The following is a 23,232-nucleotide window of genomic DNA, read 5'->3' as shown; positions in this document are numbered from 1 at the left end:
GATGACCATGACCTCCACCCCCGCACCCCGCATCGACCGGGTCCGGCGCCCCTTCGCGCTGATCGCCACCGACCTGGACGGCACTCTGCTGCGCTCGGACCATACGGTGGGGCCCCGCACCCGGGCCGCGTTGGCGCTCGCCACCGGGCGGGGCGCCCGCCATGTCGTCGTCACCGGACGCTCGGTCGCCTGGACGCGGCCGGTGCTGGACGCCCTGGACTACACCGGGCTCGCGGTGTGCGGCCAGGGCGGACAGGTCTACGACGCCGACGCGCACCGGGAGTTGACCTCGGTCACCCTCGACCGCGTCATCGCCGCCGAGGCCGTCGCGAAGATCGAGACCGAGGTCGGGCCGCTGTCGCTGGCCGCCGACCTGGCCGGGCTGGACGGCCAGGTGCTGACCGGCCCCGGCTACCGCCACGACCCCGTCGGGAACCTGCCGGTCGTCCCGGTCGGGGACCGCGCCGGGCTGTGGGCCGCCCCGGTACGCAAGTTCTACGTCCAGCACCGCACGCTCGACGAGGAGCGGCTCGCGGAGGCGGCGCTCCGGGCCGCCGGGCACCTGGTCGGCGTCACCAAGGCGGGCCCCGGCGAGGTGGAGCTGCTGCCGCGCGGTCTCGACAAGTCCACGGGGCTCGCCTTCGTGGCCCGCCGCCTCGGCCTGACCGGCGGCGACACCATCGCCTTCGGCGACATGCCCAACGACGCCCCCATGCTGGCCTGGGCCGGACACGGGGTCGCCATGGCCGGCGCGCATCCGGAACTGCTGGCGGTCGCCGACGAAGTGGCGCCCGGCCATGACGCGGACGGCGTGGGCGTCGTGCTGCAACGCCTGTACGGCACGCGGCCGTAGAGCGCGGTCCTCCTCCCCTCCCTCGCGCAGACGCGCCGTACGCAGGACACTGGACCTCGCGACCAGCGGAGCCTGAGGGGGACACAGATGCTGATGCGGGACGGCCACCGGGCCGACGCGGAACGGCTGTTGGTACGGGCGGTGGAGGAAGAGGCACGGCGCAGCGGCGGACGGACGGACCCGTCCGTCCTGCTGACCCGGGCGCGGGCCGCCCTCGACACCATCGCGGAGGGCGCGGCGGAGGAGTACGCGGCGTATGTGCAGGCGCTCGACGCCTCGGCGGACGGGCAGCGCTTCAGCCGGGAGAGCATGGCGACGCCGTTACTGGTCACCGGTGTCGCCGCCGCAGCGGCCTTCGGCGCCGACGTGGTGCTCGGCACGGCGTCCGGGCTCGCGCTCGGCGCGGGCGCGGTCGTCGCCGTGGCGGGGGCCACCGCGACGGTCGCCAAGGCCACCGCCTCGCACCGGCCGGCCGACCGGGCGGGCGCCCGTCCGGACCAGCTGCGGCTGCAATGGCTGGCCGCCCTGGACGTACGGGGCATACGCCCGTTCCTCGACCAGCAGCGGATGCTCGCCGCCAGCACCCGCGCCCCGGCGAAGAAGGCCGCCGCCAAGGCGCGCACCCCGCTGCGCGGCGGGGACCGCAGCGCGGCCGCCCGGATGCGCTCGCTCCTTGAGCAGTCGTTCGGCCATCTCCCGGCGGCCGACGGGCTGTTCGCGGGGCGGCGGGGCGAGCTGGCCCGTATCGGGCAGTGGGTGCACGCGGCCCGCGCGTCGACCGAGACCAAGCCGACCGTCGTCGTGCTGCACGGTCCCCCGGGCGCCGGGCGCACCACGCTCGCCGTGCGGGCGGCGCACGAGCTGAAGGACCAGTTCAAGGGCGCGTGCGTGGTGGACCTGCGCGGTGACGCGGAGGGCGAGGCACCGCTGCCGACCCGGGACGCGCTGCTGCATCTGCTGAACCGGCTGGGCGCGCCCCGCGAGCAGCTGCTGTTCCGGGACAGCGCGTCCGCCGAGCAGCAGGTGCGCCGGCTCGGCGAGCTCTACCACCAGCACCTGACGGGCACCGCCGTGACGATCGTCCTGGACGACGCCCGGGACGCGGAGCAGGTCGCCACGCTGATCCCGGAACGCTCCGACAGCCTGGTCCTGGTCACCGCCCGCGAGCCGCTGGACCTGCCCGATTCCCTGCCCGCCTGGGTGCACCGGCTGGAGGTCGGGGCCCTCGATCCGGGCGGCGCGGAGGAGCTGCTGCGCGGGGTCTCGCAGGAGGCCGAGCCGGGCCCGTACGACTATCCGTCCAGCGAGGCGATCACCGAGCTGTGCGGCGGGCTGCCGCTGGCGCTGCGCGTCGCCGGTTCCGCGCTCGGGGCGCGTACGGCGGACGTGCTGGCCGCCGACCTCGCCGCCTACGGCCCGGTGCCGCCTGTCGAGCGTGCCCTGTGGCTGCGCTACACCGACCAGTCGGAGCAGGCCAGGCGGCTGCTGCGGCGCCTCGCGCTGGCGGGCCGGGCGAGCCTGGGCGCGGCGGCGGCAGCGGCGCTGCTCTCCGCCGACGAACAGGAGGCCGGCCGGCTGCTGACGGCCCTGTCCGGGGCCGGGCTGCTCGACCATGTACGCGGCTCCCGCTACCGGCTGCACGACCTGGTACGCGGCTTCGCCCTGGCCCGGCTGCTGGACGAGGAGGAGCCGGCCGAGCGCGCGGCCGCGCAGGAACGGCTGATCGCGAACTACGCGGAGCTGGCCGGTGCGGTGATCCGGATGGTGGACGGCAAGATGTCGACCCGGGCCGGACAGTTCGGCTCGCACGGCTTCAGCTCGCTGGACGCGGCCCTGCGCTGGCTGGACGACGAGTCGAGCTTCATCACGTCCGCCCTGCGCCACGCGGAGGGCGTCGACCAGGCGGCGGTGCTCGCCCTGCTCGGCGCGCTGTGCGACTACTGCCTGCTGCGCGGCGACCTCTACCGGCTGGGCGAGATCAGCGAGCTGTCCCAGGCGGTCGACCAGGGTCTCCTCGAACGGTCGGTGCGCTGGCGTACGGGCATCGCGGCCCGGCAGCTGGGCGAGCTGGACAAGGCCCGCACCACGCTGTCCTCCGTCGTCGGCCTGTACCGGGAGGCGCAGAACGACGCCGGTACGGCGCTGGCGCTGTGCTCCCTCGGGATCACGCTGCACCACCAGGGCAATCTGACCGAGGCGGCGGCCCGGCTCCGCGAGGCGATGGAGCTCCAGCTCGCCGCCGGGCAGGACGCGGACCGGGCCTGGTCGCTGCACGCGCTGGCCGCCGTCGAACGCGACCGGGGCAACCTGGCCGAGGCGGTGGCCCTGCTGGACACCGCGCTCACCCTGCACCGCGAGGGCGAGTCGCTGCACGGGGAGGCGTGGACCCGCTTCCAGTCCGGCCAGGTCCGGCTGCGCCTGGGCGAGGTGGAGCCGGCCGAGGCCGAGCTGCGCGCCGCCCTCGATCTGTACGGGCGGACCCGGGACGAGCGCGGCACGGCGTGGGCGACGACCCAGCTGGCCCGGGCCCGGCTGCTGGACGGCGAGCCCGGCGCGGCGGTCGAGCAGCTGACCGCGGCCCTGGCCCGCCACCGGGACAACGAGGACGCGCGCGGCGAGGCGTGGACCCTGTACTACCTGGGCCAGGCGCTGGAGGAGACCGGCGACACGGTGGAGGCCGTCCGGCAGCTGGAGCGGGCCCGCACGATGTTCTCGCGGATGCGCGATGTCTACGGTCTCGCGTGCGCCCGGCACCACTCGGGGCGCGTCAGCCGGGACCAACGGGCGGCGCAGACGGGCAACCTGCGCAATTCCGGCTTCGCCCGCCAGCTGCTCGCCGACGCGCGGGCGGACTTCCGGCGCATCGGGGTCGCCCACGGCGAGGCGTGGACCTGCCTGGACCTCGCGCTGATCGACGCGGGCAACCAGCGGACGCCCCAGGCCCTCGGGCTCTGCGACGAGGCGGTGGTCCTGTTCGATTCGTACGGGGACGCGCGCGGCGCGGACTGGGCGCGCTTCCTGCGCTGCACGCTGCTGCCGTACGCCTCACCGGGCGGCGTCGAGGTGGGCACGGTCGTCGCCCAGCAGGAGCTGTCCGACCTCCGCGCGGCCGGCCACCCGGCCAGGGACCCCAAGGTGGACGACGGCGCGGACACGTACCGGGTGATCCTGGACCGCGGCGCGGACCTGGAAACGGGCTGGCAGGCGTGGTCGCTGAACCTCACCCCGTCACGCCGGACGCGGGAGATCATGGGCGTAAGGGTCTGACCTCCGCACCATCAACGCCGGACCGGCCACCATCCAGCCCGCCCGGCGATTGAGGGCATCTTTTCAGCCCGTCCGGCGATTGAGGACACGGCAGGCGGGGCGCAGCCAAGCGCCCCGCCGTACTACTTCCGCTCGGCGGACGCCGGCTCGGCTTCAGACGCCGGCTCCGCCGGCCGTTCCTCGAAGTTCACCCGCCCCATGTGCCGGTTCATCGACTTCATCAGCGCCCACACCCCCACGGCGAGCGCCGCGAAGACGATGAAGCCGAGGACCCCGGGGGTCACCTTGTTCTTGTCGAGTTCCTCGGCGAGCGGGACGAGGTTCGTCAGTGCCTGAGTCGCGTACATATCAGGCATTGTCGCGGATGCCCGCGAAGAGGTCGCTCTCGGGGAGGGAGGTATCGACCAGAGACTTCGCCAGCTCGTACTCCTCGGTCGGCCAGACCTCCCGCTGGATGTCCATCGGGACGCGGAACCAGCCGCCGTCCGGATCGATCTGCGTGGCGTGCGCGATCAGCGCCTTGTCACGGATCTCGAAGAAGTCCGCGCACGGAACGTGCGTGGTCAGGGTGCGCTCGGCGCGCCCGAACTCCTTCCAGCGCTCCAGCCACTCCCCGTACGGCGACTCCATGCCGCGGGCGAGCAGCGCCTCGTGCAGGGCGACCGTGCGCGGCCGGTTGAAGCCCTGGTTGTAGTAGAGCTTCTGCGGCGTCCAGGCGGGGCCGAACTCCGCCTCGGGGAACCTCTCGGTGTCCGCCGCGCCCTCGAAGGCGATCATCGAGATGGTGTGGGTCATGATGTGGTCGGGGTGCGGGTAGCCCCCGTTCTCGTCGTACGTGGTGATGACCTGCGGCCGGAACGCGCGGATCTGCGCGACGAGGCGGCCGGCCGCGACGGTCTCGTCCTCCAGGGCGAAGCAGCCCTCGGGGAGCGGGGGCAGCGGGTCGCCCTCGGGCAGGCCCGAGTCCACGAAGCCCAGCCACTCCTGCTTGACGCCCAGGATCTCCCGGGCCTCGTCCATCTCTTTGCGGCGCACCTCGTGGATGTTCTCCTCGATGTACGCGTCGCCCTGGAGTTTCGGGTTGAGGATGGAGCCGCGCTCGCCTCCCGTGCAGGTCACGACCAGCACGTCCACCCCCTCGGACACATACTTGGCCATGGTGGCCGCGCCCTTGCTCGACTCGTCGTCGGGGTGAGCGTGTACGGCCATCAGTCGAAGCTGCTCAGTCAAGACTCGATCCTCAGTCATTGGTCGCGAAGTGCAACTTCTATAGTGACTGAACCGGGGGGTGGAAAATTCCTCGATTCCCGGCACGGGAGGAACGATCATGACGGCGGTGCGCGAGGCGCTTCCCGAGAACCGCTACGGCCGCTCCGCGGACCGGCGCGCGGACCGCAAGCTCAAGATCATCGGCTCGGTGCTGGGCGTCGCCCTGCTGGGTGTGGTCGGCTGGATCGGCTACGACTACGTGGGGGGCAAGGGCCTCAGCGCCGAGATGATCAAATTCAAGGTCACCTCGGACGAGCGCGTCGAGGTGCATCTGGAGGTCCGCAAGGGCCGGGACGACAAGGGCTACTGCACCCTCCGCTCGCTGAGCGAGAACGGTACGGAGGTCGCCCGCAAGGACTTCCGATTCGACGACGACAGCGGCCGGATCGACAGGATCCTGACCCTGCGGACGACATCCCGGGCGACCGCCGTCGAGCTGCTGGGCTGCACGGACGACGGCGGGGCGTCGAGTTGACCGCAGCACGCCCGTCGTAACCCCATTTAACCGGCCCTGACCTGCGGTTTCCGCGGTCGGGAGTTTTACCTTCTCCCCCTTTTCCCGGTGAATTGTTAGGCTCGTGGTTTCGCCCACCCGCAGCAGCGCATGCTTGCGGGTAGGGCGTTGCTTTGTATTCCCAGTACCGACGAGGAGCACCCTGTGACCCAGACCAGCGAAAACGTCACCTGGCTCACGCAGGAGGCGTACAACCAGCTCAAGGCCGAGCTGGAGTACCTGTCTGGTCCCGCGCGCACGGAGATCGCCGTCAAGATCGCGGCGGCCCGTGAGGAGGGGGACCTGCGCGAGAACGGCGGGTACCACGCGGCCAAGGAGGAGCAGGGCAAGATGGAGCTCCGGGTGCGCCAGCTGACCCAGCTCCTCGAACACGCGAAGGTCGGCGAGGCACCGGCCGACGACGGCGTGGTCGAGCCCGGCATGGTCGTCACGATCGCCTTCGACGGCGACGAGGACGACACCATGACCTTCCTCCTGGCCTCCCGTGAGTACGCGAGCGCGGACATCGAGACGTACTCCCCGCAGTCGCCGCTCGGCGTGGGCGTGAACGGCAAGAAGACCGGTGACGACGCCGACTACGAGCTGCCGAACGGCAGGACCGCCACGGTGAAGATCCTGTCGGCGAAGCCGTACACGGGCTGACCCGTACGTGAGAGAGCCCCGGCCGCGCGGTGCGGCCGGGGCTCCTCCATATCCAGGGCCGGGCCCTCAGTGGGAGACCGAGCGGTACTTGCGTACGGCCAGGGTCCGGAAGACCACGATGATCAGCACGGACCAGATCAGCGAGGCCCAGACGGGGTGCTCCATCGGCCAGGCGCCGGTCACCGACTTCGGGACGCCCTCGATGGTGTTGCCGAACAGTTCGCGGGCCGCCGCCACCGTGGCACTGAAGGGGTTCCACTCGGCGACGTACTGCAAAAAGGTCGGCATGCCGTTGACCGGTACGAAGGCGTTCGAGATGAACGTCAGCGGGAAGAGCCAGATCAGGCCGCCGGAGGTGGCCGCCTCCGGGGTGCGGACGGTCAGGCCGATCAGCGCGCCGATCCAGGTGAAGGCGTAGCCGAGGAGCAGCAGCAGCGCGAAGCCGCCGAGGACCTTTCCGATGTTCTCGTGGGTGCGCCAGCCGACGAGCAGGGCGACGCCCGCGAGGACGACGAGCGTGACGGCGGTCTGCACCAGGTCGGCCAGCGTCCGCCCGGTCAGCACCGCGCCCCGGGCCATCGGCAGCGACCTGAACCGGTCGATGAGGCCCTTGTGCATGTCCTCCGCGATGCCCGCGCCGGCGCCCGCCGTGGCGAAGGTCACCGTCTGCGCGAAAATGCCGGCCATCAGGAATTCCTTGTACGCGCTCGCACTGACGCCCGCGCCCGGAATGGCGATCGAGCCGCCGAACACGTACGTGAAGAGCACCACGAACATGACCGGCTGGATGATCCCGAACAGGATCATCTCGGGGATGCGGGTCATCCGGATGAGGTTCCGCTTGCCGATGACCAGGGAGTCGCGGACCGACTGGCCGATGCCGCCGCCCGGGCGTGGGGCGGCGGTACGGGCTTCGCTGAGGGCGCTCATTTCTCCGTCTCCGTTCCGGAATTCCCGGCCTCGTTCTTCTCCTGCTCGGCCGCGTGGCCGGTGAGGGAGATGAACACGTCGTCCAGGGTGGGGCGGCGCAGCCCGATGTCGTCGATCTCCACGCCCTGGGCGTCGAGGTCGCGGATGACCTCGGCGAGGAGCTTGGCGCCGCCGTCGACCGGGACGGTCAGCTTGCGCATGTTCGGCAGGACGGCGGTCTCGCCCTTGCCGAGGCGGGTGAGGACGGTGCGCGCGGGCTCGATCTGCTCGGGGTCGTGCACGACGACCTCGACGCGCTCGCCGCCGATGCGGGCCTTGAGCTGGTCGGAGGTGCCGCGTGCGATGGCGCGTCCGTGGTCGATCACGCAGATGTCGTGGGCGAGGTGGTCCGCCTCCTCCAGATACTGCGTGGTCAGCAGCAGGGTCGTCCCGCCGGCGACCAGTTCCTCGATGACCTCCCAGAGCTGCTGGCGGTTGCGCGGGTCGAGCCCGGTCGTCGGCTCGTCCATGAACATGACCGGCGGCGACACGACGAGCGCCGCCGCCAGGTCGAGGCGGCGGCGCATGCCCCCGGAGTACGTCTTGGCCGGGCGGTCCGCCGCGTCGGCCAGGTTGAAGCGGTCGAGCAGCTCGCCCGCCCGGGCCTTCGCCGCGCGCCCGCTCATCTGGTAGAGCTGGCCGACCATGCGGAGGTTCTCGCGGCCGGTCAGGTATTCGTCGACGGCGGCGAACTGGCCGGAGAGCCCGATCGAGCGCCGCACCTCGTTGGGGTGTTTCAGGACGTCGATCCCCGCCACGAAGGCGCTGCCGCTGTCCGGCCTGAGCAGGGTCGTCAGGACCCGGACGGCGGTCGTCTTGCCGGCCCCGTTGGGGCCGAGGAGTCCGAGCACGGTGCCTTCCGGCACGTCGAGGTCGACGCCGCCGAGTGCAGTGACGTCACCGAAGGTCTTGACGAGCCCTTCGGCGTAGATGGCGCCTGGCATATGGGATTCCCCCAGTGCGTTCGGGTGGCTACCTCTCAGGTCCAGATCCTAGGGACGCCGGGGGTGCCGTGCCCGGTGAACACACGAGCGGCGCACAGATCGTCAGCCCATCACCAAATAGCCCGCGTCCCGCAGCGCCGCCTTCACGTCGTCGCAGTGCTCCGGCCCCTTGGTCTCCAGGTGCAGTTCCACCTCCGCCTCGGTGAGGCCGAGCCGGGGGTCCGTACGGGCATGGCTGACGTCGAGCACATTGGCGTCGGCGACCGAGAGGACGCCGAGCATGGTGGCCAGCGCGCCGGGCCGGTCGGTGAGCCGCAGCCGCAGGCTGAGGTAGCGCCCGGCCGCCGCCATGCCGTGGGTGAGGATGCGCTGCATCAGCAACGGGTCCACATTGCCGCCGGAGAGCAGCGCCACCACCGGGCCGTGGAACGCCTTCGGATCGCTGAGGAGCGCGGCGACCGGGCTCGCCCCGGCGGGTTCGACCACCATCTTGGCCCGCTCCAGGCAGAGCAGCAGGGCGCTGGACAGCTCGTCCTCGGAGACCGTACGCACCTCGTCCACCAGGTCCCTGACCAGGGCGAACGGCACATCGCCGGGGCGTCCGACCTTGATGCCGTCCGCCATGGTCTGGAGCGAGCCGATGGAGACGGGGCGGTCGGCCGCGAGGGAGGGCGGGTAGGACGCGGCGCCGGCCGCCTGCACGCCGACGATGCGCACATCGGGCCGGACGGCCTTGACCGCGACCGCGATGCCGGCCGCGAGCCCGCCGCCGCCCATGCCGACGACGATCGTCCGGACCTCGGGGCACTGCTCCAGGATCTCCAGGCCGACCGTGCCCTGTCCGGCGATGATGTCGGCGTGGTCGAAGGGATGGATGAACACCGCGCCGGTCTCGCGCGCGTACTCCTGCGCGGCGGCCAGGGTCTCGTCCACGACCGTGCCGTGCAGCCGCACCCGGGCCCCGTACTCGCGGGTGGCGGCGACCTTCGGCAGCGGTGCCCCGACGGGCATGAAGACCGTGGAGCGTACGCCGAGGAGCGCAGACGCGAGGGCGACACCCTGCGCATGGTTCCCGGCGCTCGCGGCCACCACCCCTGCGGCGCGTTCGACCGGGGTGAGCCCCGAGATGCGTACGTAGGCGCCCCGCAGTTTGAACGAGCCGGTCCGCTGGAGGTTCTCGCACTTGAAGAGGACGGGCGCGCCCACGAGGCCCGAGAGATGGCGGCTTCCTTCGAGCGGGGTGACCTTGGCGACCCCGGAGAGCATCTTCTGCGCCCCCCGTACGTCATCGAGGATCACGGAGGGAAAGCTGCCGGGCGACGGGAAGTTCATACCGTAAGTCTTGCAGCTCGGAGGGGTCCCGGCCGCCGCTTGCGGGGCCGTCCTGCGCCGATGTCCGCAGGTTTGTGCAGCACTGGTACGCGTTGCCCCGGGGCCGCGTACTCTGTCCCCCACCCATCCGACACCGCACGAAGAGAGCCCCCGGCCATGCCCCCTCAGGACATGACGACTGCCTCGTCTCCATCCGGGGGCGCCGCCCCGGAAAACCCGGGTCCCGACCACGTTCTCGACACCCTTCAGCATCAGGTGGCCGTATTCGCCCGCCGGGCCGAGCAGACCCGTCTCGGCGGGGTGGGCCAGGTGCGCAACTCCATGGACCGGGCGGCCTATCTGCTGCTGAACCGGCTGGATCGGGAAGGTCCGATGGGCGTCAAGGCGCTGGCCGCCGGGATGGGGATCGACTCGTCCACGGTGACCCGGCAGGTCGCGCCGCTGGTCGACACCGGACTGGTGAAGCGGACCTCGCACCCGGAGGACGGGCGGGCGGTCGTGCTCCAGCTGTCGCCGCGCGGCCAGGCCCGTCTTGACGAGGTCCGGGACTCGCGGCGGGAGTTGATGTCGCAGGTGACGGACGGGTGGAGCGAGGAGGAGCGGGACACGTTCTGCGCGCTGCTCACCCGGTTCAACGCGGCGCTGGCGGCCCGGCAGACCGCGCACCAGACGGCGCACGCGAACTGAACGCCCGCTGTGTCCCCAGGGGTTGACCTGGGGGCCGCGGCGCGTTCGGATTGACGGGTGCGAGAGCGTCATGCGGGCCCGCTGCGGGGCCGCGCCCAGGACTTCGAGTCCTTTGTCGCGGGCGCGGCGGGCCGTCTGCTGCACACGGCCACGCTGCTCACCGCCGAACCGGCGGACGCACCCGGCGCCAACCCGCACGCGCGGCGGCTGCTGACGGCCTCGCTGGCCCGGACGTTCGCCGGCTGGGAGCGGCTGCGGGGCGAGGACCCGTACAACCGCACCCGGCAGGAGCTGGCGGCCAGGTTCGCCCGCGAGGCGTGGCGCCACCACCGGCCGCGCGGCGGCCTGCTGGACCTGCTGACCCCGCAGGAACGCCTCGTGCTGGTGCTGCGGCTGTACGAAGGGGTCCCGGAGGAGCAGACGGCGGCCCTGCTCGGGCTGCCCGAGGACCGGGTGCGCGCGGTCTGCAACCGGTCGGTGGCCACCCTGCGCGGCACCAGGGCCCCGACCGCGCGCCGGGGCCCGGCCCGGCTGCTCGGGGCCGCGCCGTGAGCGGCACCGGGCGGCGCGAGGACGAGGTGCGCCGGATGCTGGAGGGCCCGCATCCGCAGGTGCCCGCCGATCTGGCCGCGTCGGCGGCGGAACGGGGCGGGCGGCTGCTGCGGCGCCGGCGGGCGCTGCGCAGGCTCTGGGTGATGGCGCTGATCGCGGCGGTCACCGCGTTCACCGTCTGGGCCCTGGCGGTGCGGCCGTGGGAGACGCCTCCGGCGGAGACGACGCCGGTGGAGAGCTGGTAGACGCGGCGGGCGGAGCGTTCCGGACTACCCTGGAAAGGAGTGGTCAGGAGGCTGTCATGACCCGGAAAATCGCTGACTGCCGCAAGTATCCGAGCGAATCGAACTGCTCGCTGACGATCGCCGGCGAGGAGGAGGAAGTCGTGCGGGCCGCGAGCGAGCACGCCGTCTCCGTCCACCAGCACACGGACGGTCCCGAGCTGCGGGAGCAGGTCAGGGCGACGCTGGAGGACGAACCGGCCTGAAGCCCGAGCGGGCGGGACCGGAGACTCCCGGTCCCGCCCCCTTTTCTTGCCGGCTTAACCCAGCGCCTGCGTCAGGTCCGCGAGCAGGTCGTCCGCGTTCTCGATGCCGACGGAGAGGCGGACCAGGTCGGCCGGGACCTCCAGCGGGGAGCCGGCCGCCGAGGCGTGCGTCATGCGGCCGGGGTGCTCAAGCAGCGATTCGACGCCGCCCAGGGACTCGCCCAGGGTGAACAGCTTCGCCCGGTTGCAGACTTCCAGCGCCGCCTCCTCGCCACCCTCGACGCGGAAGGACACCATGCCGCCGAAGGACCGCATCTGCTTGGCGGCGACCTCGTGGCCCGGGTGCTCGGGCAGGCCCGGGTAGAGGACCTGGGAGACCTTGGGGTGCCGGCTCAGCAGCTCGGCGACCTTGGTGGCGTTCTCGCCGTGGCGGTCCATGCGCACGGCGAGCGTCTTGATGCCGCGCAGCACCAGCCAGGCGTCGAACGGGCCGGCCACCCCGCCCATCGCGTTCTGGTGGAAGACCAACTCGTCCGCCAGATCCGGGTCGTTGACGATCAGCGCGCCGCCGACGACGTCCGAGTGGCCGCCCATGTACTTGGTGGTGGAGTGCACGACGACGTCCGCGCCGAGCGCCAGCGGCTGCTGGAGGTAGGGGCTCGCGAAGGTGTTGTCCACGACGAGCCGCGCCCCCGCGGTGCGGGCGACCTGGGCGACGGCGGCGATGTCGGTGATGCCGAGCAGCGGGTTGGACGGGGTCTCCACCCAGACCGCCTTGGTGCGCGGGGTGATCGCGGCACGGACCGCCGCCACGTCCGAGGTGTCGGCCACGGAGAACTCCACGCCCCAGCGCGAGGCGACCTTCGCGAACAGCCGGAACGTGCCGCCGTAGGCGTCGTTCGGGATGACCACGTGGTCGCCGGGGGTCAGCAGCGTACGGAGCAGGCAGTCCTCGGCGGCGAGGCCGGAGGCGAAGGCGAGCCCGCGCCGGCCGCCCTCCAGGGCCGCCAGGTTCTCCTCCAGGGCGGTACGCGTCGGGTTGGCGCTGCGGCTGTACTCGTAACCGCCGCGCAGCCCGCCCACGCCGTCCTGCTTGTACGTGGACACCTGGTAGATGGGCGGAACCACGGCGCCGGTGAGGGGGTCGGCCGTGTTCCCCGCGTGGATGGCGCGGGTTTCGAAGCTGTGCTGGTCGCTCATGGGGCCGAGCGTAGTTCGTTACGAGGTCCCGCACGGGTCACATGGCCGTCCGGTGACAATGGGGGCATGGAGATTCTGTGGTTCCTGCTCGCACTGTGCCTGCTGACCGCCGCGATCGGCCCGTACGTGCTGCGCCGGCGCGGGGGCGGCATCCGGCTGGCAGCGCCGGGCTCCCCCGACGCCGCCGACCCGCAGGACTACGGCTTCGTACGCCAGGAGGAGCTGGACGTCCGGACGCCGGGGGCGGACCAGGACCTGCTGGACGTGCTGGAGGTCGTGCAGCACACGCAGGAGTGGCGGGCCGCGTCGCAGCTGCTGGCCGGGACGCCGAAGGAGGGTGAGCTGCGCTGGCAGCGGGTACAGGCGTTCGCCGGGGCGGCCTCCCTCGAACTGCTGCGGAAGCCGGGTGTCGGCGGGGCGTGGCTGCGCAAGTGGCGCGCGGAGGCGCCGAAGGACGCGGGCGCGGCGGCGGTGCACGCGGAGTTCCTGGTGCAGCAGGCGTGGCGCTCGTCCACGGCGGGCACGGACGACTTCCGGATCATCCTGGAGGAGGCCCGTACGGTGATCGGCGAGGCCGCCCTGCTGGCCCCGGGCGACCCGGTCCCGTACATCGTGGAGCTGGCCGTCGCGCGCGGACTGGGGTACTCCGGCGAGGAGTTCGACCAGCTGTGGGCGAAGATCATCGACCGGGCCCCGGCGCACATGGGCGCGCACATCGCGGCCCTGCACTTCTGGAGCGAGCGGTGGCACGGCTCCCGCGAGGAGGCCGACCGCTTCGCGACGGCCGCCGCCGCCCGCGCCCCGCAGGGCTCGCTGCTGGCCGGGCTGCCGCTGTTCGCGGTGTACGAGCATCTGCCCGAGGTCAATCTGGTGCGCGGCTTCTACGAGAGCCAGGTGGTGACCCGGGCCGTGGAGGGCGCGATGTTCGCGGTGCACTCGGCGCGCGCCGACGACCCGATGCTGCCGCTCGTGCGCCATCTGCTGGTGCTGTTCCTGGTGCGGATGGAGCGCTGGGCGGAGGCGGTGCACCAGCTGGTGCACATCGACGGCTACGTGGGCGCGTTGCCGTGGACGGCGAGCGAGGACCCGGCGGCGGAGTACGCGGTGTACCGGGCGCTGGCGGTCGCGGGCTACGAGGCGAACGGCGGCAGCCCGGCGACGCTGCCGCACTAGGAATCCGCAGGGTGCTTCGCGTGTTGTACGGACAGCACGCCGAACCAGGAGGAGCCCCCGCATGTTCCTGCACCACCGCACCCCCCAGCTCCCCACCCCGGAGGAGGCTCTGCGCGGCCGTTCCACCCCCGAATTCACCGTCCCGTCCCGCCACACGGTGCTGGGCAACCCGCTGCTCGGCCCGTATCCGGAGGGCCTGGAGGTCGCCGACTTCGCGCTGGGCTGTTTCTGGGGCGCCGAGCGCAAGTTCTGGCAGACGGACGGCGTCTGGACGACGCTCGCCGGCTACCAGGGCGGCTACACCGAGAACCCCGCGTACGAGGAGGTCTGCTCGGGCCTCACCGGCCACACGGAGGCGGTCCGCGTCGTCTACGACCCGAAGACCGTCACGTACGCGGAGCTGCTCAAGCTGTTCTGGGAGTCCCACGACCCGACCCAGGGCTTCCGCCAGGGCAACGACGTGGGTACGCAGTACCGCTCCGCGGTCCACACCCACACCCCGGACCAGGCAGCGGCCGCCGAGGCGTCCCGCCAGGCGTACCAGAAGGTCCTGACGGCCTCCGGCCACGGCGAGATCACCACGGAGATCCTGCCGGCCGACGACCGCCCGTTCTGGCCCGCCGAAGCGGTCCACCAGCAGTACCTGGACAAGAACCCGGCCGGTTACTGCGGCATCGGCGGCACGGGCGTCACCTGCCCGGTGGGCGTGGCGCCGGCGGAGGGCTGAGCCACGTCTGAACGGGACGGGCCCCGGCCCGTCCCGTCCGACCGGCCTCACAGGCTCCGGTACACATCGCTCCGGTGTCCGAGGTGGAGGACCAGGATGACCAGCACGTCGCCCCGTACCTCGTACACCACCCGGAAGTCTCCGGCGCGCACCCGGTAGAGCCCGTCATGCCCCGCGAGTTTCTTGACACCCGCGTCCGCCCGCCATGGGTCGTCGCCGAGCGGGGTGATGGCTGTGAGGATGCGGAGCGCGTCCTGCCGGTCGATCGCGCGCAGTTGGCGCTGGGCGTGAGCGGTGAAGCGGAAGGCGTACTTCACGCGGCCGGGCTCTCACCCTCGAAGAGGTCGGCGAGGAGTTCCGCCATGCCGACGGTCGGGTCCTGGCGGTGCGCCTCCGCCTCCCGGGCGGCCAGTTCGTCGGCAGCCGCGTCCAGGGCGTCGAGAACCTCTATCGGGACCAGCGCGGCGACGCGTTTGCCGTTGCGGGTCACCACCGTCGTTTCGCCGGACTCGGCCCTGTCGATGACTTCCGCCAGGTGCATACGGACCTCGCGCACGGTCACGGTCTCAGTCATATATCAACTGTACACATAAACGTGTACACAAGCCCGGCCTTCGGAGGATGGGAACGGGCCCGGGGAAGTGTCCCCGAACCCGTTCCGTGCTTCGTGGCCGGGGTCAGATGAGGCCCTGCGCCAGCATCGCGTCCGCGACCAGTTCGAAGCCGGCGATGTTGGCGCCGACGACGTAGTTGCCGGGGCTGCCGTACTTCTCGGCGGTGGTGTAGCAGGAGTCGTGGATGTGGCGCATGATCTCCGCGAGGCGCTGCTCGGTATGGGCGAAGGTCCAGGAGTCGCGCGAGGCGTTCTGCTGCATCTCCAGGGCGCTGGTGGCCACGCCGCCCGCGTTGGCCGCCTTGCCGGGGGCGAAGGCCACTCCGGCGTCCTGGAAGACGCGGACGGCCTCGGGGGTGGTGGGCATGTTGGCGCCCTCGGCGACCGCCTTGACGCCGTTGCGGACGAGGGCGAGCGCGTCGGCCTCGTGCAGCTCGTTCTGCGTGGCGCAGGGCAGGGCCACGTCGACGGGGACGTTCCAGACGCCGGTGCCCTCGACGTACTTCACGTGCGCGCCGCGCCGCTCCGCGTATTCGGAGATGCGACCCCGGCCCCGCTCCTTGATCTCCTTGAGCAGGTCGAGGTCGATGCCCTTGTCGTCCACGATGTAGCCGCCGGAGTCCGAGGCGGTGACGACCGTGGCGCCGAGCTGCTGGGCCTTCTCGATGGCGTAGATCGCGACGTTGCCTGAGCCCGATACGGAGATGCGCTGGCCGTCCAGGGACTCGCCCCGGCTGCGCAGCATCTCGGCGGTGAACATGACGCAGCCGTAGCCGGTCGCCTCGGTGCGGACGAGGGCGCCGCCCCAGCCGAGGCCCTTGCCGGTGAGGACGCCGGACTCGTGGCGGTTGGTGATCCGCTTGTACTGGCCGAAGAGGTAGCCGATCTCGCGGCCGCCGACCCCGATGTCACCGGCGGGCACATCGGTGTACTCGCCCACGTGGCGGTGGAGCTCGGTCATGAAGGACTGGCAGAACCGCATGATCTCGGCGTCGGAGCGGCCCTTCGGGTCGAAGTCCGCGCCGCCCTTGCCGCCGCCGATGGGCATGCCGGTGAGGGCGTTCTTGAAGATCTGCTCGAAGCCGAGGAACTTCACGATGCCGAGGTTGACCGAGGGGTGGAAGCGCAGTCCGCCCTTGTACGGGCCGAGCAGGCTGGAGAACTCGACGCGGAAGCCGCGGTTGACGTGGATGTCGCCCGAGTCGTCCGACCACGGCACCCGGAAGATGAGCTGACGCTCCGGCTCGCATATGCGTTCGATGACCCGGGCGTCCACGAACTCCGGCCGCTTGGCGAGCACGGGGCCGAGGGTCTCCAGGACCTCCCGGACCGCCTGGTGGAACTCCTTCTCGCCCTGGTTGCGGCGCAGCACCTCGGCGTACAACGGCTCGATGATGCGGTGCTCGGCGGCGTGCGAGGTTGCGGAGTCAGGGGTGACCGGCATCTGATCAAGACCTTCCATGGGTCGGCTCATACGCGGGGGCAGCCCCGATTCTCCCAGTGGGCACACCGGAAGGCCCGTGGCATCCACCGGGTGACCCCGCCCCGCAACACCCCGGACCTGGGCCAACGGCCTTGCGCGGGGCAGGATCGGCGCGCGATTGGCCGGACCGGAGCGACCACCGGGGCCCCGCCGAAGTGGTGAATCTCACAGCCGCGCTGTCTCGACGGTGAGGTTCCGGAAATCCAGCCGTTACGCCACCGGAGCGCCGCCCGCCGCCGCCCGCAGCGCCGCGGCGGTCGCCCTCGGGTCGTAGTCCGGCGCGACGCCCTCCACGAGCACCAGGTCGCCCGCCATGTTCCGGGCCCGCAGCGGCACCAGCTCCTGATAGGCCGGGGACGCGTACCAGGCACGCGCCTCCTCGATGGACGGGAAGCCGAGGCGTCGACTGGATGCGCTCGATGTAGTCGATGACCTCCGCGTTGGGGCGGTCCTCGGGGTACAGGTAACCGCAGAGGTCTCCGTCCGCACCGGCCCGCCGGGCCCGTGCTGCGCGGCCCGGGAACTGACACCGCCGCCGGGGGCGCGGGGCCCGCCGGCGGCGGTCGGGGACGGGGAGGCGGGGCGGGGTCAGGCCGGGGCGTTCTCCGTGATGGTGACCTTGCCCTTGCGGATGGTGGCCAGGCGCGGGGCGCGGCGGGCGATGGCGCTGTCGTGGGTGACCATGACGAAGGTGAGCCCGTGCTCCTTCCACAGGGTCTCCAGCACCTCCATGATCTCGTCGCGCATGGACTCGTCCAGATTGCCGGTGGGCTCGTCCGCGAGGAGCACCTTGGGCCGCTTGACCAGGGCGCGGGCGATGGCGACGCGCTGCTGCTGGCCGCCGGACATCTCGCCGGGCACATGGCCCAGGCGCTCGCCGAGCCCGACGGAGTCCAGCGCCTCGGCGGCTCTTCTGCGCCGCTCGGACGCCTTGACGCCGAGGGGGACGAGGGCGGTCTCGACGTTCTCCTGGGCGGTGAGCGTCGGGATGAGGTTGAAGCTCTGGAAGACGAAGCCGATGTTCTCGGCGCGCACCTTGGTGAGCTTGGCCTCGCTGAGCCTGGCCAGGTCCATGCCGTCGAGCTCGATGCTCCCGGCGGTGGGCCGGTCCAGTCCGCCGAGCATCTGGAGCAGGGTGGACTTGCCGCCTCCGGTGGGGCCCTGGATGACCAGGCGGCCGCCGTCCTCGATGGTGAGGTCGACGCCGGCGAGGGCGTGCACGGTGGACTTGCCGCGCTGGTACTGCTTGGTGACGCCTTGAAGCGTGTACATGGGTGATCTCCTGACGGGGTGTGGGGTCCGGGCTGCTACTCGACGCGGCGCAGCGCGTCCGCCGGGCGCAGCCGGGACGCGCGCCAGCCGCCGAAGGCGCCCGCGATCAGCCCGCCCGCCACGGCCAGGGCGACGGCGGTCACGATGACGGAGAGGGAGACGGGCGCGGTGAGCGCGATGTCGAGGGCCTTGGACGCGCTCTGCCGGCCGAAGCCGGGCCCGCCGCCGCCCATCATGCCGCCGCGCATCCCGCCGCCCCCGGAGGAGCCGAGCTCGGCGGTGAGCGTGGGGCTGACGGCGGTGACCGCGTAGGCGCCGGCCAGGCCGACGGCGATGCCGAGGACACCGCCGATGAGGCCGTTGACGAGGGCCTCGCCGACGACCTGGCGGGTGACCCGGCCGCTCTTCCAGCCGAGGGCCTTCAGCGTGCCGAACTCGCGGACGCGGCGGCTGACGGCGGAGGAGGTGAGGAGCCCGGCGACCAGGAACGCGGCGGCCAGGACCGCGAAGGACAGCCACTTGCCGACGCCGGCGGCCAGGTCGGACGCGGTGGACAGGGAGCCGGAGACGGTGTCCGCGAGGTCGGCGGAGGTGGTGACCGTGGTGCCCGAGATGTTCTTCTGGATGGCCGACTTGACGCCGTCGATCCGCTGGGAGTCCGCGGCCTTCACGTACACCGTGGTGACCTTGTCCTTCGAGTCGGACAGGGTCTGGGCCTGCTGGAGCGGGATGTAGAGGTTGGCGGCAGCGTCGCCGCTGTCGGCCGTCGAGACGCCGATGATCGTGAACTTGGTGCCGTGGATGGTCACGGTCTTGCCGGTGGCGAGGCTCTTCTCCTTGGCGTACGCGGAGTCGGCCACGGCCACCTTGGCGTTGGTCTCGGTCGTCTTGAACGTACGGCCGGAGGTGATCTTCGAGGAGGTGAGCGGGCCGAGGTCCTGCTGGGTGACGTCGGTTCCGTACACCGTGTAGGAGTTGACGTCGAAGGAGGCGCCACCGCCCCTGACCTCGCCCTGCGGCATGCCGCTGCCGCCGCCGGGCCCGCGTCCGCCGCCCTGGCTCGTGCCGCCCTCCTGCTTGAACTCGCCGCGCTTGAACTGCCCGTCCACCTTCATGACGGACAGGCTCAGCCCGCCGACCGCACCGGCGACGCCGTCCTGCTCGCCGACCTCGGCGACCGTGGAGGAGGCCAGGGTCTGGAAGCCCTGGACCATGACCCGGTCGGTGCTCTGGGTCGCCTCGTCGTCGTTGTCCTTGGCGTCGAACTCGAACCTGGGGCGGCCGGTGGAGCCCGACTTGGGCGCCGTGGCCGCCTTGGTGACGGTCATGTCGGTGCCGAGCCCGTACAGCGATTCCAGGACCTTGTCCTGGGCCTTGCTCATGCCCGAGGAGACGGAGCTGACGACGATGACCAGCGCAATGCCGAGGGCGAGCCCGGAGGCGACGACGAGCGCCGCCTTTCTGCGGCGGCGCAGCTCGCGCCGGAGGTAGGTGAAGAACATGGCGCGAGGCTAGGAACGGCTCGTGATGGTGGGTTAAGGCCACCATGAGAGCCGGATGAGAACAGTGTGTACGCCCGAAGGCGGCGGCACCGGGTGTGGTGCCGCCGCCTTCGGGCGTACGGGGTGGGGTTCGGCCGGAGGGACCGGTCAGGCGGTGGCGCCCGCCGTCCACTCGGCCCAGCTGAGGTTCCAGCCGTTGAGGCCGTTGGAGGGCTGGATCGTCTTGTCCGGGGAGTTCTTGACGATGACGACGTCACCGACCATGGAGTTGTTGTAGAACCAGGCGGCGGGCGTGTTGGGGTCCCCGGCGCCCTTGGCGTCCTCCAGGCCGACGCAGCCGTGGCTGGTGTTGACCTTGCCGAAGATGCCCTTGCCCCAGTAGTTGCCGTGGATGAAGGTGCCCGACGTGGACAGCCGCATGGCGTGCGGGACGTCCTTGATGTCGTACTCGCCCTTGCCGTCGTCGTCCGTGAAGCCGACGGTGGCGCCGTTCATCCGGGTCTCCTTGTACTTCTCGGAGATCACCATCTTGCCGTTGTAGGTGGGGTTGTCGGGCCCGCCCGCGGAGATCGGGATGGTCTTGATCGTCTTGCCGTCCCGGGTGACGGTCATCGTGTGGGTCTTGGCGTCGACCGTGGAGACCTGGTTGCGGCCGACCTTGAAGGTGACCGTCTTCTGCTGGACGCCGTAGACGCCGTCCGCGCCCTCGACGCCGTCCAGGGACAGCTTCAGGGTGACGGTCGAGCCGGCCTGCCAGTAATCCTCGGGGCGCAGGTCGAGGCGCTGGTTGTTGAACCAGTGGCCGACGACTTCCTGGCCGCTGCTGGACGTCACCTTGATGCCGTCCTGGACGGCCTTGGTGTCGGTGATCGGCTTGTTGAAGTTGATCGAGACGGGCATGCCGACGCCGACCGTGGAGCCGTCCTCGGGGGTGAAGTTCCCGATGAAGCTCTTGTCGGGCGAGACGGTGGTGAAGGAGGAGTTCTCGTGCGCCTCGCGGCCCTTGGCGTCCTTCGCCGTCGCGCTGACCTTGTAGGTGGTCGAGCGCTCCAGCTGGGCGTCGGGCTGCCAGCTCGTGCCGTCGGCGGAGAGGGTGCCCTTGACGCTCTTGCCGTCCGCGCTGGTCATGGTGACCTCGGTCAGCTTGCCCTTGGCGACGGTGACCTTGGCGGCGTTGTTGATGCTCGCGTTGGTCGCGCCGTTCTTGGGCGCGATCGTTATCTGCGCCTCGGAGGTCTCCTGGGCGGCCGCCTTGTCGACGTCGGCCGCCTGGGACTTCGAGTTCTCGGGGCTGGGACCGCCCTTGTCGCCGCCGTCGTCGCAGGCGGAAAGCACCAGTACGCCGCCGAGCAGTGCGGACGCGGCCATCAGGCCCTTGCGCCGCTTGCTGTCCGTCATCACACGCTTCTCCATCGTTGCCGAAATCCCCGAAAACCCCGAGAAGGCCGCCCAACGGCGAAACCCCTCAATGTTCCAAGAACCCCTTGTACGGGATCCCCGTTCCACGTCCGCCGAATGTGTGGGGAACACCACTCTTCGACGCCGTGCCGGGGGCGGTGGTTCCCGCGTCCGCGGCACGGACCGGCTCCGGTCCGCCACGAGCGGGCAGGGCCTGCGTTCCCGCAGGTCGGGCCCGCCCTTCCGGACCGCCGCAGCCGTCGGCCTCCCTCCCATTGTGCGGGACGCCCGGGGTGCCCCCCGCCGAGGACGCGTTCCCCGGCGGCCTCACCGCCATGCCTTCCCCGGAACCCTGGCGTGATGCGAATGGCGGCCCTAGGGCCTGTCGTCAAATTCCCGTCGTCCGCCCGGAGGGCGGGCCGGGCGGCGTCAGGTGCGTGCTCTCGGCGTGCCGGCCCCAGACCCCTGTACTGGATGTACTGGGGTCTGGGGCCGGTGCGGCGAGAGTGCGTGCATGGCGTCGCCCGGCAGACGGGAATTTGACGACAGGCCCTAGCATCGGCACGAGCCGGACGTCCGGCCGTCGCAAGGGAGACCGATTCCGTGGCCATCGCCCTCCGCCCGCTCCTGACCGCCACCGCCGCGGGGGCCCTCCTCTGCGCCCTGTGGTTCGTCCCCTCGGCCAACGCCAGGGGCGATACGGGGACCGCGCCCGGCGCGGCGGCGACGGCGGGCGACGACGCGGATTCCGGCGCGCTCCCCGAGATCGGGCTCAGGCCAGCGGCCCGGTGACCGGCTCCACGGCGGCGACCAGCCCGCCCGCCCGTACGAAGGCGTCGGCGGCGGCCAGGTCCGGCGACAGGAAGCGGTCGGGGCCGGGGCCCTCGACACCGGCCGCCCGCAGCGCCTCGATGACGGCGCGGGTGGCGGGGGCCGGGGTCAGCCCCTGCTGAGCGCGCAGCTCGACCGCGCGGGTCGCCGCGTACAGCTCGACGGCGACGATCCGGGCCAGGTTGCCGACGGCGGTACGCAGCTTGCGCGCGGCGGACCAGCCCATCGAGACGTGGTCCTCCTGCATGGCGGACGACGGGATGGAGTCGGCGGAGGCCGGGACGGCGAGCCGCTTCATCTCGCTGACCAGGGCGGCCTGGGTGTACTGGGCGATCATCAGCCCGGAGTCCACACCCGCGTCGTCGGCCAGGAACGGCGGCAGCCCGTGCGAACGGTTCTTGTCGAGGAGCCGGTCGGTACGGCGCTCGGTGATCGAGCCCAGGTCCGCGGCGGCGATGGCCAGGAAGTCCAGAACGTACGCGACGGGCGCCCCGTGGAAGTTGCCGTTGGACTCGACGCGGCCATCCGGAAGCACCACCGGGTTGTCCACGGCGGCCGCCAGCTCGCGGTCGGCGACGGTCGCGGCGTACGCGAGGGTGTCCCGGCCCGCCCCGTTGACCTGCGGCGCGCACCGCACCGAGTAGGCGTCCTGGACGCGCGGCGCGTCGTCCTGATGGTGACCGGTGAGGCCGGACCCCGCGAGCACCCGCAGCATGTTGTCCGCGCTGGCTCCCTGGCCGGGGTGCGGGCGGATGGCGTGCAGCTCGGGGGCGAGGACCTTGTCCGTGCCGAGCAGGGCCTCCAGGGAGAGGGCGGCGGTGATGTCGGCTGAGGTGTACAGCGTCCGCAGATCGGCCAGGGCCATGATCAGCATGCCGAGCATGCCGTCGGTGCCGTTGAGGAGGGCCAGGCCTTCCTTCTCGCGCAGCTCGACCGGGGTGATGCCGTGGGCGGCGAGCAGCTCACCGGCCGGGCGGACGGTGCCATCGGGGCCCTCCGCGTCGCCCTCGCCCATCAGGGCCAGCGCGCAGTGCGACAGGGGCGCCAGGTCGCCGGAGCAGCCGAGCGATCCGTACTCGTGGACGACGGGGGTGATCCCGGCGTTCAGCACGTCGGCCATGGTCTGCGCGACCTCGGGGCGTACGCCGGTGTGGCCGGAGGCGACCGTCTTCAGCCGGAGGAACATCAGCGCCCGGACCACCTCGCGCTCGACGCGCGGACCCATGCCGGCGGCGTGCGAGCGGACGATGTTGCGCTGCAACTGCGCGCGCAGCTCCGGGCTGATGTGCCGGCTGGCCAGGGCGCCGAAGCCGGTCGAGACGCCGTAGACCGGCTCGGGCTTGGCGGCGAGCGCCTCCACAATCTCGCGGGCGGCGGCCAGCGCGGCCACCGCGTCGGCGGAGAGCTCGACACGGGCGTTGCCGCGGGCCACGGCGATGACGTCCTGAGCGGTGGTACCGGACGTCCCCACCACGACTGTATGCATATCCATATTCAGCAGCGTACGGATTGAAACC

Annotated in this window: 25 protein-coding genes and 1 pseudogene; 11 read left to right on the top strand and 15 right to left on the bottom strand. The window is 71.8% G+C overall.

Annotation, left to right across the window (positions count from 1 at the left end; genetic code table 11):
* The first annotated feature begins 7 nt into the window (after nt 1–7).
* Nucleotides 8–853 carry an HAD family hydrolase gene (locus ACIQZN_RS22855; RefSeq protein ID WP_403996818.1) on the top strand — a complete coding sequence of 282 codons (846 nt, stop codon included), beginning with the start codon at nt 8–10 and terminating at the stop codon, nt 851–853.
* Between the two features lie 87 nt (nt 854–940).
* A complete protein-coding gene (locus tag ACIQZN_RS22850) occupies nt 941–4,120 on the top strand; it encodes a tetratricopeptide repeat protein (RefSeq protein ID WP_403996815.1) in 3,180 nt (1,059 codons plus the stop codon).
* A gap of 122 nt (nt 4,121–4,242) precedes the next feature.
* On the opposite strand, the gene ACIQZN_RS22845 is transcribed toward ACIQZN_RS22850, so the two are convergent.
* Complete coding sequence (locus tag ACIQZN_RS22845; protein WP_403996812.1) at nt 4,243–4,467, bottom strand: hypothetical protein; 225 nt, start codon at nt 4,465–4,467, stop codon at nt 4,243–4,245.
* Between the two features lies 1 nt (nt 4,468).
* Nucleotides 4,469–5,350 carry a mycothiol conjugate amidase Mca gene (gene mca, locus ACIQZN_RS22840; protein WP_403996809.1) on the bottom strand — a complete coding sequence of 294 codons (882 nt, stop codon included), beginning with the start codon at nt 5,348–5,350 and terminating at the stop codon, nt 4,469–4,471.
* Nucleotides 5,351–5,447: 97 nt separating this feature from the next.
* Here mca and ACIQZN_RS22835 point away from each other — a divergent pair, with 97 nt between their 5' ends.
* Together ACIQZN_RS22835 and greA are read left to right on the top strand one after the other, a co-directional pair.
* Nucleotides 5,448–5,864: a DUF4307 domain-containing protein gene (locus ACIQZN_RS22835; protein WP_403996806.1), complete on the top strand. Its 417-nt coding sequence runs from the start codon at nt 5,448–5,450 to the stop codon at nt 5,862–5,864.
* A gap of 183 nt (nt 5,865–6,047) precedes the next feature.
* Nucleotides 6,048–6,545 (top strand): transcription elongation factor GreA, encoded by a 498-nt coding sequence (gene greA / locus ACIQZN_RS22830; RefSeq protein WP_403996803.1) that lies wholly within the window; start codon nt 6,048–6,050, stop codon nt 6,543–6,545.
* 66 nt (nt 6,546–6,611) lie between these two features.
* Here the strand turns inward: greA and ACIQZN_RS22825 are convergent, their stop codons facing one another.
* The 3 genes from ACIQZN_RS22825 to ilvA form a co-directional block, all read right to left on the bottom strand.
* On the bottom strand, nt 6,612–7,475 hold the full coding sequence (locus ACIQZN_RS22825) for an ABC transporter permease (RefSeq protein WP_403996800.1): 864 nt from the start codon (nt 7,473–7,475) through the stop codon (nt 6,612–6,614).
* Nucleotides 7,472–8,458 carry an ATP-binding cassette domain-containing protein gene (locus ACIQZN_RS22820; protein WP_403996797.1) on the bottom strand — a complete coding sequence of 329 codons (987 nt, stop codon included), beginning with the start codon at nt 8,456–8,458 and terminating at the stop codon, nt 7,472–7,474. Before ACIQZN_RS22820 ends, ACIQZN_RS22825 begins: the two co-directional genes overlap by 4 nt.
* A 102-nt stretch (nt 8,459–8,560) precedes the next feature.
* A complete protein-coding gene (ilvA, locus tag ACIQZN_RS22815) occupies nt 8,561–9,790 on the bottom strand; it encodes a threonine ammonia-lyase (RefSeq protein WP_403996794.1) in 1,230 nt (409 codons plus the stop codon).
* A gap of 156 nt (nt 9,791–9,946) precedes the next feature.
* Between ilvA and ACIQZN_RS22810 the strand changes: the two genes are divergently transcribed.
* Genes ACIQZN_RS22810 through ACIQZN_RS22795 form a run of 4 tightly spaced genes read left to right on the top strand, consistent with a single transcriptional unit; the run spans nt 9,947 to nt 11,516 of the window.
* Nucleotides 9,947–10,477, top strand: a complete 531-nt coding sequence (locus ACIQZN_RS22810; RefSeq protein ID WP_073964263.1) for a MarR family winged helix-turn-helix transcriptional regulator — start codon at nt 9,947–9,949, stop codon at nt 10,475–10,477.
* Between the two features lie 57 nt (nt 10,478–10,534).
* Nucleotides 10,535–11,029 carry a sigma factor-like helix-turn-helix DNA-binding protein gene (locus tag ACIQZN_RS22805; RefSeq protein WP_403996791.1) on the top strand — a complete coding sequence of 165 codons (495 nt, stop codon included), beginning with the start codon at nt 10,535–10,537 and terminating at the stop codon, nt 11,027–11,029.
* Nucleotides 11,026–11,274 carry a hypothetical protein gene (locus ACIQZN_RS22800; RefSeq protein WP_403996788.1) on the top strand — a complete coding sequence of 83 codons (249 nt, stop codon included), beginning with the start codon at nt 11,026–11,028 and terminating at the stop codon, nt 11,272–11,274. Before ACIQZN_RS22805 ends, ACIQZN_RS22800 begins: the two co-directional genes overlap by 4 nt.
* A 56-nt stretch (nt 11,275–11,330) precedes the next feature.
* Complete coding sequence (locus ACIQZN_RS22795) at nt 11,331–11,516, top strand: DUF1059 domain-containing protein (RefSeq protein WP_403996785.1); 186 nt, start codon at nt 11,331–11,333, stop codon at nt 11,514–11,516.
* 54 nt (nt 11,517–11,570) lie between these two features.
* Here the strand turns inward: ACIQZN_RS22795 and ACIQZN_RS22790 are convergent, their stop codons facing one another.
* On the bottom strand, nt 11,571–12,716 hold the full coding sequence (locus ACIQZN_RS22790) for a cystathionine gamma-synthase (protein WP_403996782.1): 1,146 nt from the start codon (nt 12,714–12,716) through the stop codon (nt 11,571–11,573).
* Nucleotides 12,717–12,782: 66 nt separating this feature from the next.
* Here ACIQZN_RS22790 and ACIQZN_RS22785 point away from each other — a divergent pair, with 66 nt between their 5' ends.
* Nucleotides 12,783–13,889, top strand: coding sequence for a hypothetical protein (locus ACIQZN_RS22785; protein WP_403996779.1), 1,107 nt, complete (start codon nt 12,783–12,785; stop codon nt 13,887–13,889).
* A 61-nt stretch (nt 13,890–13,950) separates the two neighbouring features.
* Entirely contained in the window at nt 13,951–14,616 is a 666-nt protein-coding gene (gene msrA, locus ACIQZN_RS22780) for a peptide-methionine (S)-S-oxide reductase MsrA (protein ID WP_403996776.1), read from the top strand.
* Nucleotides 14,617–14,663: 47 nt separating this feature from the next.
* Here the strand turns inward: msrA and ACIQZN_RS22775 are convergent, their stop codons facing one another.
* The 8 genes and pseudogenes from ACIQZN_RS22775 to ACIQZN_RS22740 all read right to left on the bottom strand — a co-directional run bounded on the left by ACIQZN_RS22775 (nt 14,664) and on the right by ACIQZN_RS22740 (nt 20,899).
* Complete coding sequence (locus tag ACIQZN_RS22775; RefSeq protein WP_403996774.1) at nt 14,664–14,933, bottom strand: type II toxin-antitoxin system RelE/ParE family toxin; 270 nt, start codon at nt 14,931–14,933, stop codon at nt 14,664–14,666.
* Entirely contained in the window at nt 14,930–15,190 is a 261-nt protein-coding gene (locus ACIQZN_RS22770) for a type II toxin-antitoxin system Phd/YefM family antitoxin (protein WP_403996771.1), read from the bottom strand. The genes ACIQZN_RS22775 and ACIQZN_RS22770 overlap by 4 nt, the downstream gene beginning before the upstream one ends.
* 103 nt (nt 15,191–15,293) lie before the next feature.
* The gene (gene gdhA, locus ACIQZN_RS22765) at nt 15,294–16,673 is read right to left on the bottom strand and encodes an NADP-specific glutamate dehydrogenase (protein ID WP_403996768.1); all 1,380 of its coding nucleotides are present in this window, start codon (nt 16,671–16,673) and stop codon (nt 15,294–15,296) included.
* Nucleotides 16,674–16,922: 249 nt separating this feature from the next.
* Entirely contained in the window at nt 16,923–17,048 is a 126-nt protein-coding gene (locus ACIQZN_RS22760) for a hypothetical protein (RefSeq protein ID WP_403997197.1), read from the bottom strand.
* Nucleotides 17,049–17,201: pseudogene (locus ACIQZN_RS22755) on the bottom strand (DUF1330 domain-containing protein); the annotation flags it as partial. It lies immediately after the preceding gene.
* Between the two features lie 99 nt (nt 17,202–17,300).
* Nucleotides 17,301–17,984, bottom strand: coding sequence for an ABC transporter ATP-binding protein (locus ACIQZN_RS22750; protein WP_328901950.1), 684 nt, complete (start codon nt 17,982–17,984; stop codon nt 17,301–17,303).
* A 35-nt stretch (nt 17,985–18,019) separates the two neighbouring features.
* Nucleotides 18,020–19,486, bottom strand: coding sequence for an ABC transporter permease (locus ACIQZN_RS22745; RefSeq protein WP_403996765.1), 1,467 nt, complete (start codon nt 19,484–19,486; stop codon nt 18,020–18,022).
* A gap of 147 nt (nt 19,487–19,633) precedes the next feature.
* Entirely contained in the window at nt 19,634–20,899 is a 1,266-nt protein-coding gene (locus ACIQZN_RS22740; RefSeq protein WP_403996762.1) for an Ig-like domain-containing protein, read from the bottom strand.
* A 588-nt stretch (nt 20,900–21,487) separates the two neighbouring features.
* Here ACIQZN_RS22740 and ACIQZN_RS22735 point away from each other — a divergent pair.
* On the top strand, nt 21,488–21,676 hold the full coding sequence (locus ACIQZN_RS22735) for a hypothetical protein (RefSeq protein WP_403996759.1): 189 nt from the start codon (nt 21,488–21,490) through the stop codon (nt 21,674–21,676).
* Here the strand turns inward: ACIQZN_RS22735 and hutH are convergent.
* A complete protein-coding gene (gene hutH / locus ACIQZN_RS22730; protein ID WP_403997166.1) occupies nt 21,657–23,201 on the bottom strand; it encodes a histidine ammonia-lyase in 1,545 nt (514 codons plus the stop codon). The genes ACIQZN_RS22735 and hutH overlap by 20 nt on opposite strands.
* Between the last annotated feature and the right edge of the window lie 31 nt (nt 23,202–23,232).

Source organism: Streptomyces sp. NPDC097595 (assembly GCF_044761525.1).
Taxonomy (GTDB): Bacteria; Actinomycetota; Actinomycetes; order Streptomycetales; family Streptomycetaceae; genus Streptomyces; species Streptomyces drozdowiczii_A.
This window is presented reverse-complemented; position numbering and strand designations above follow the sequence as displayed.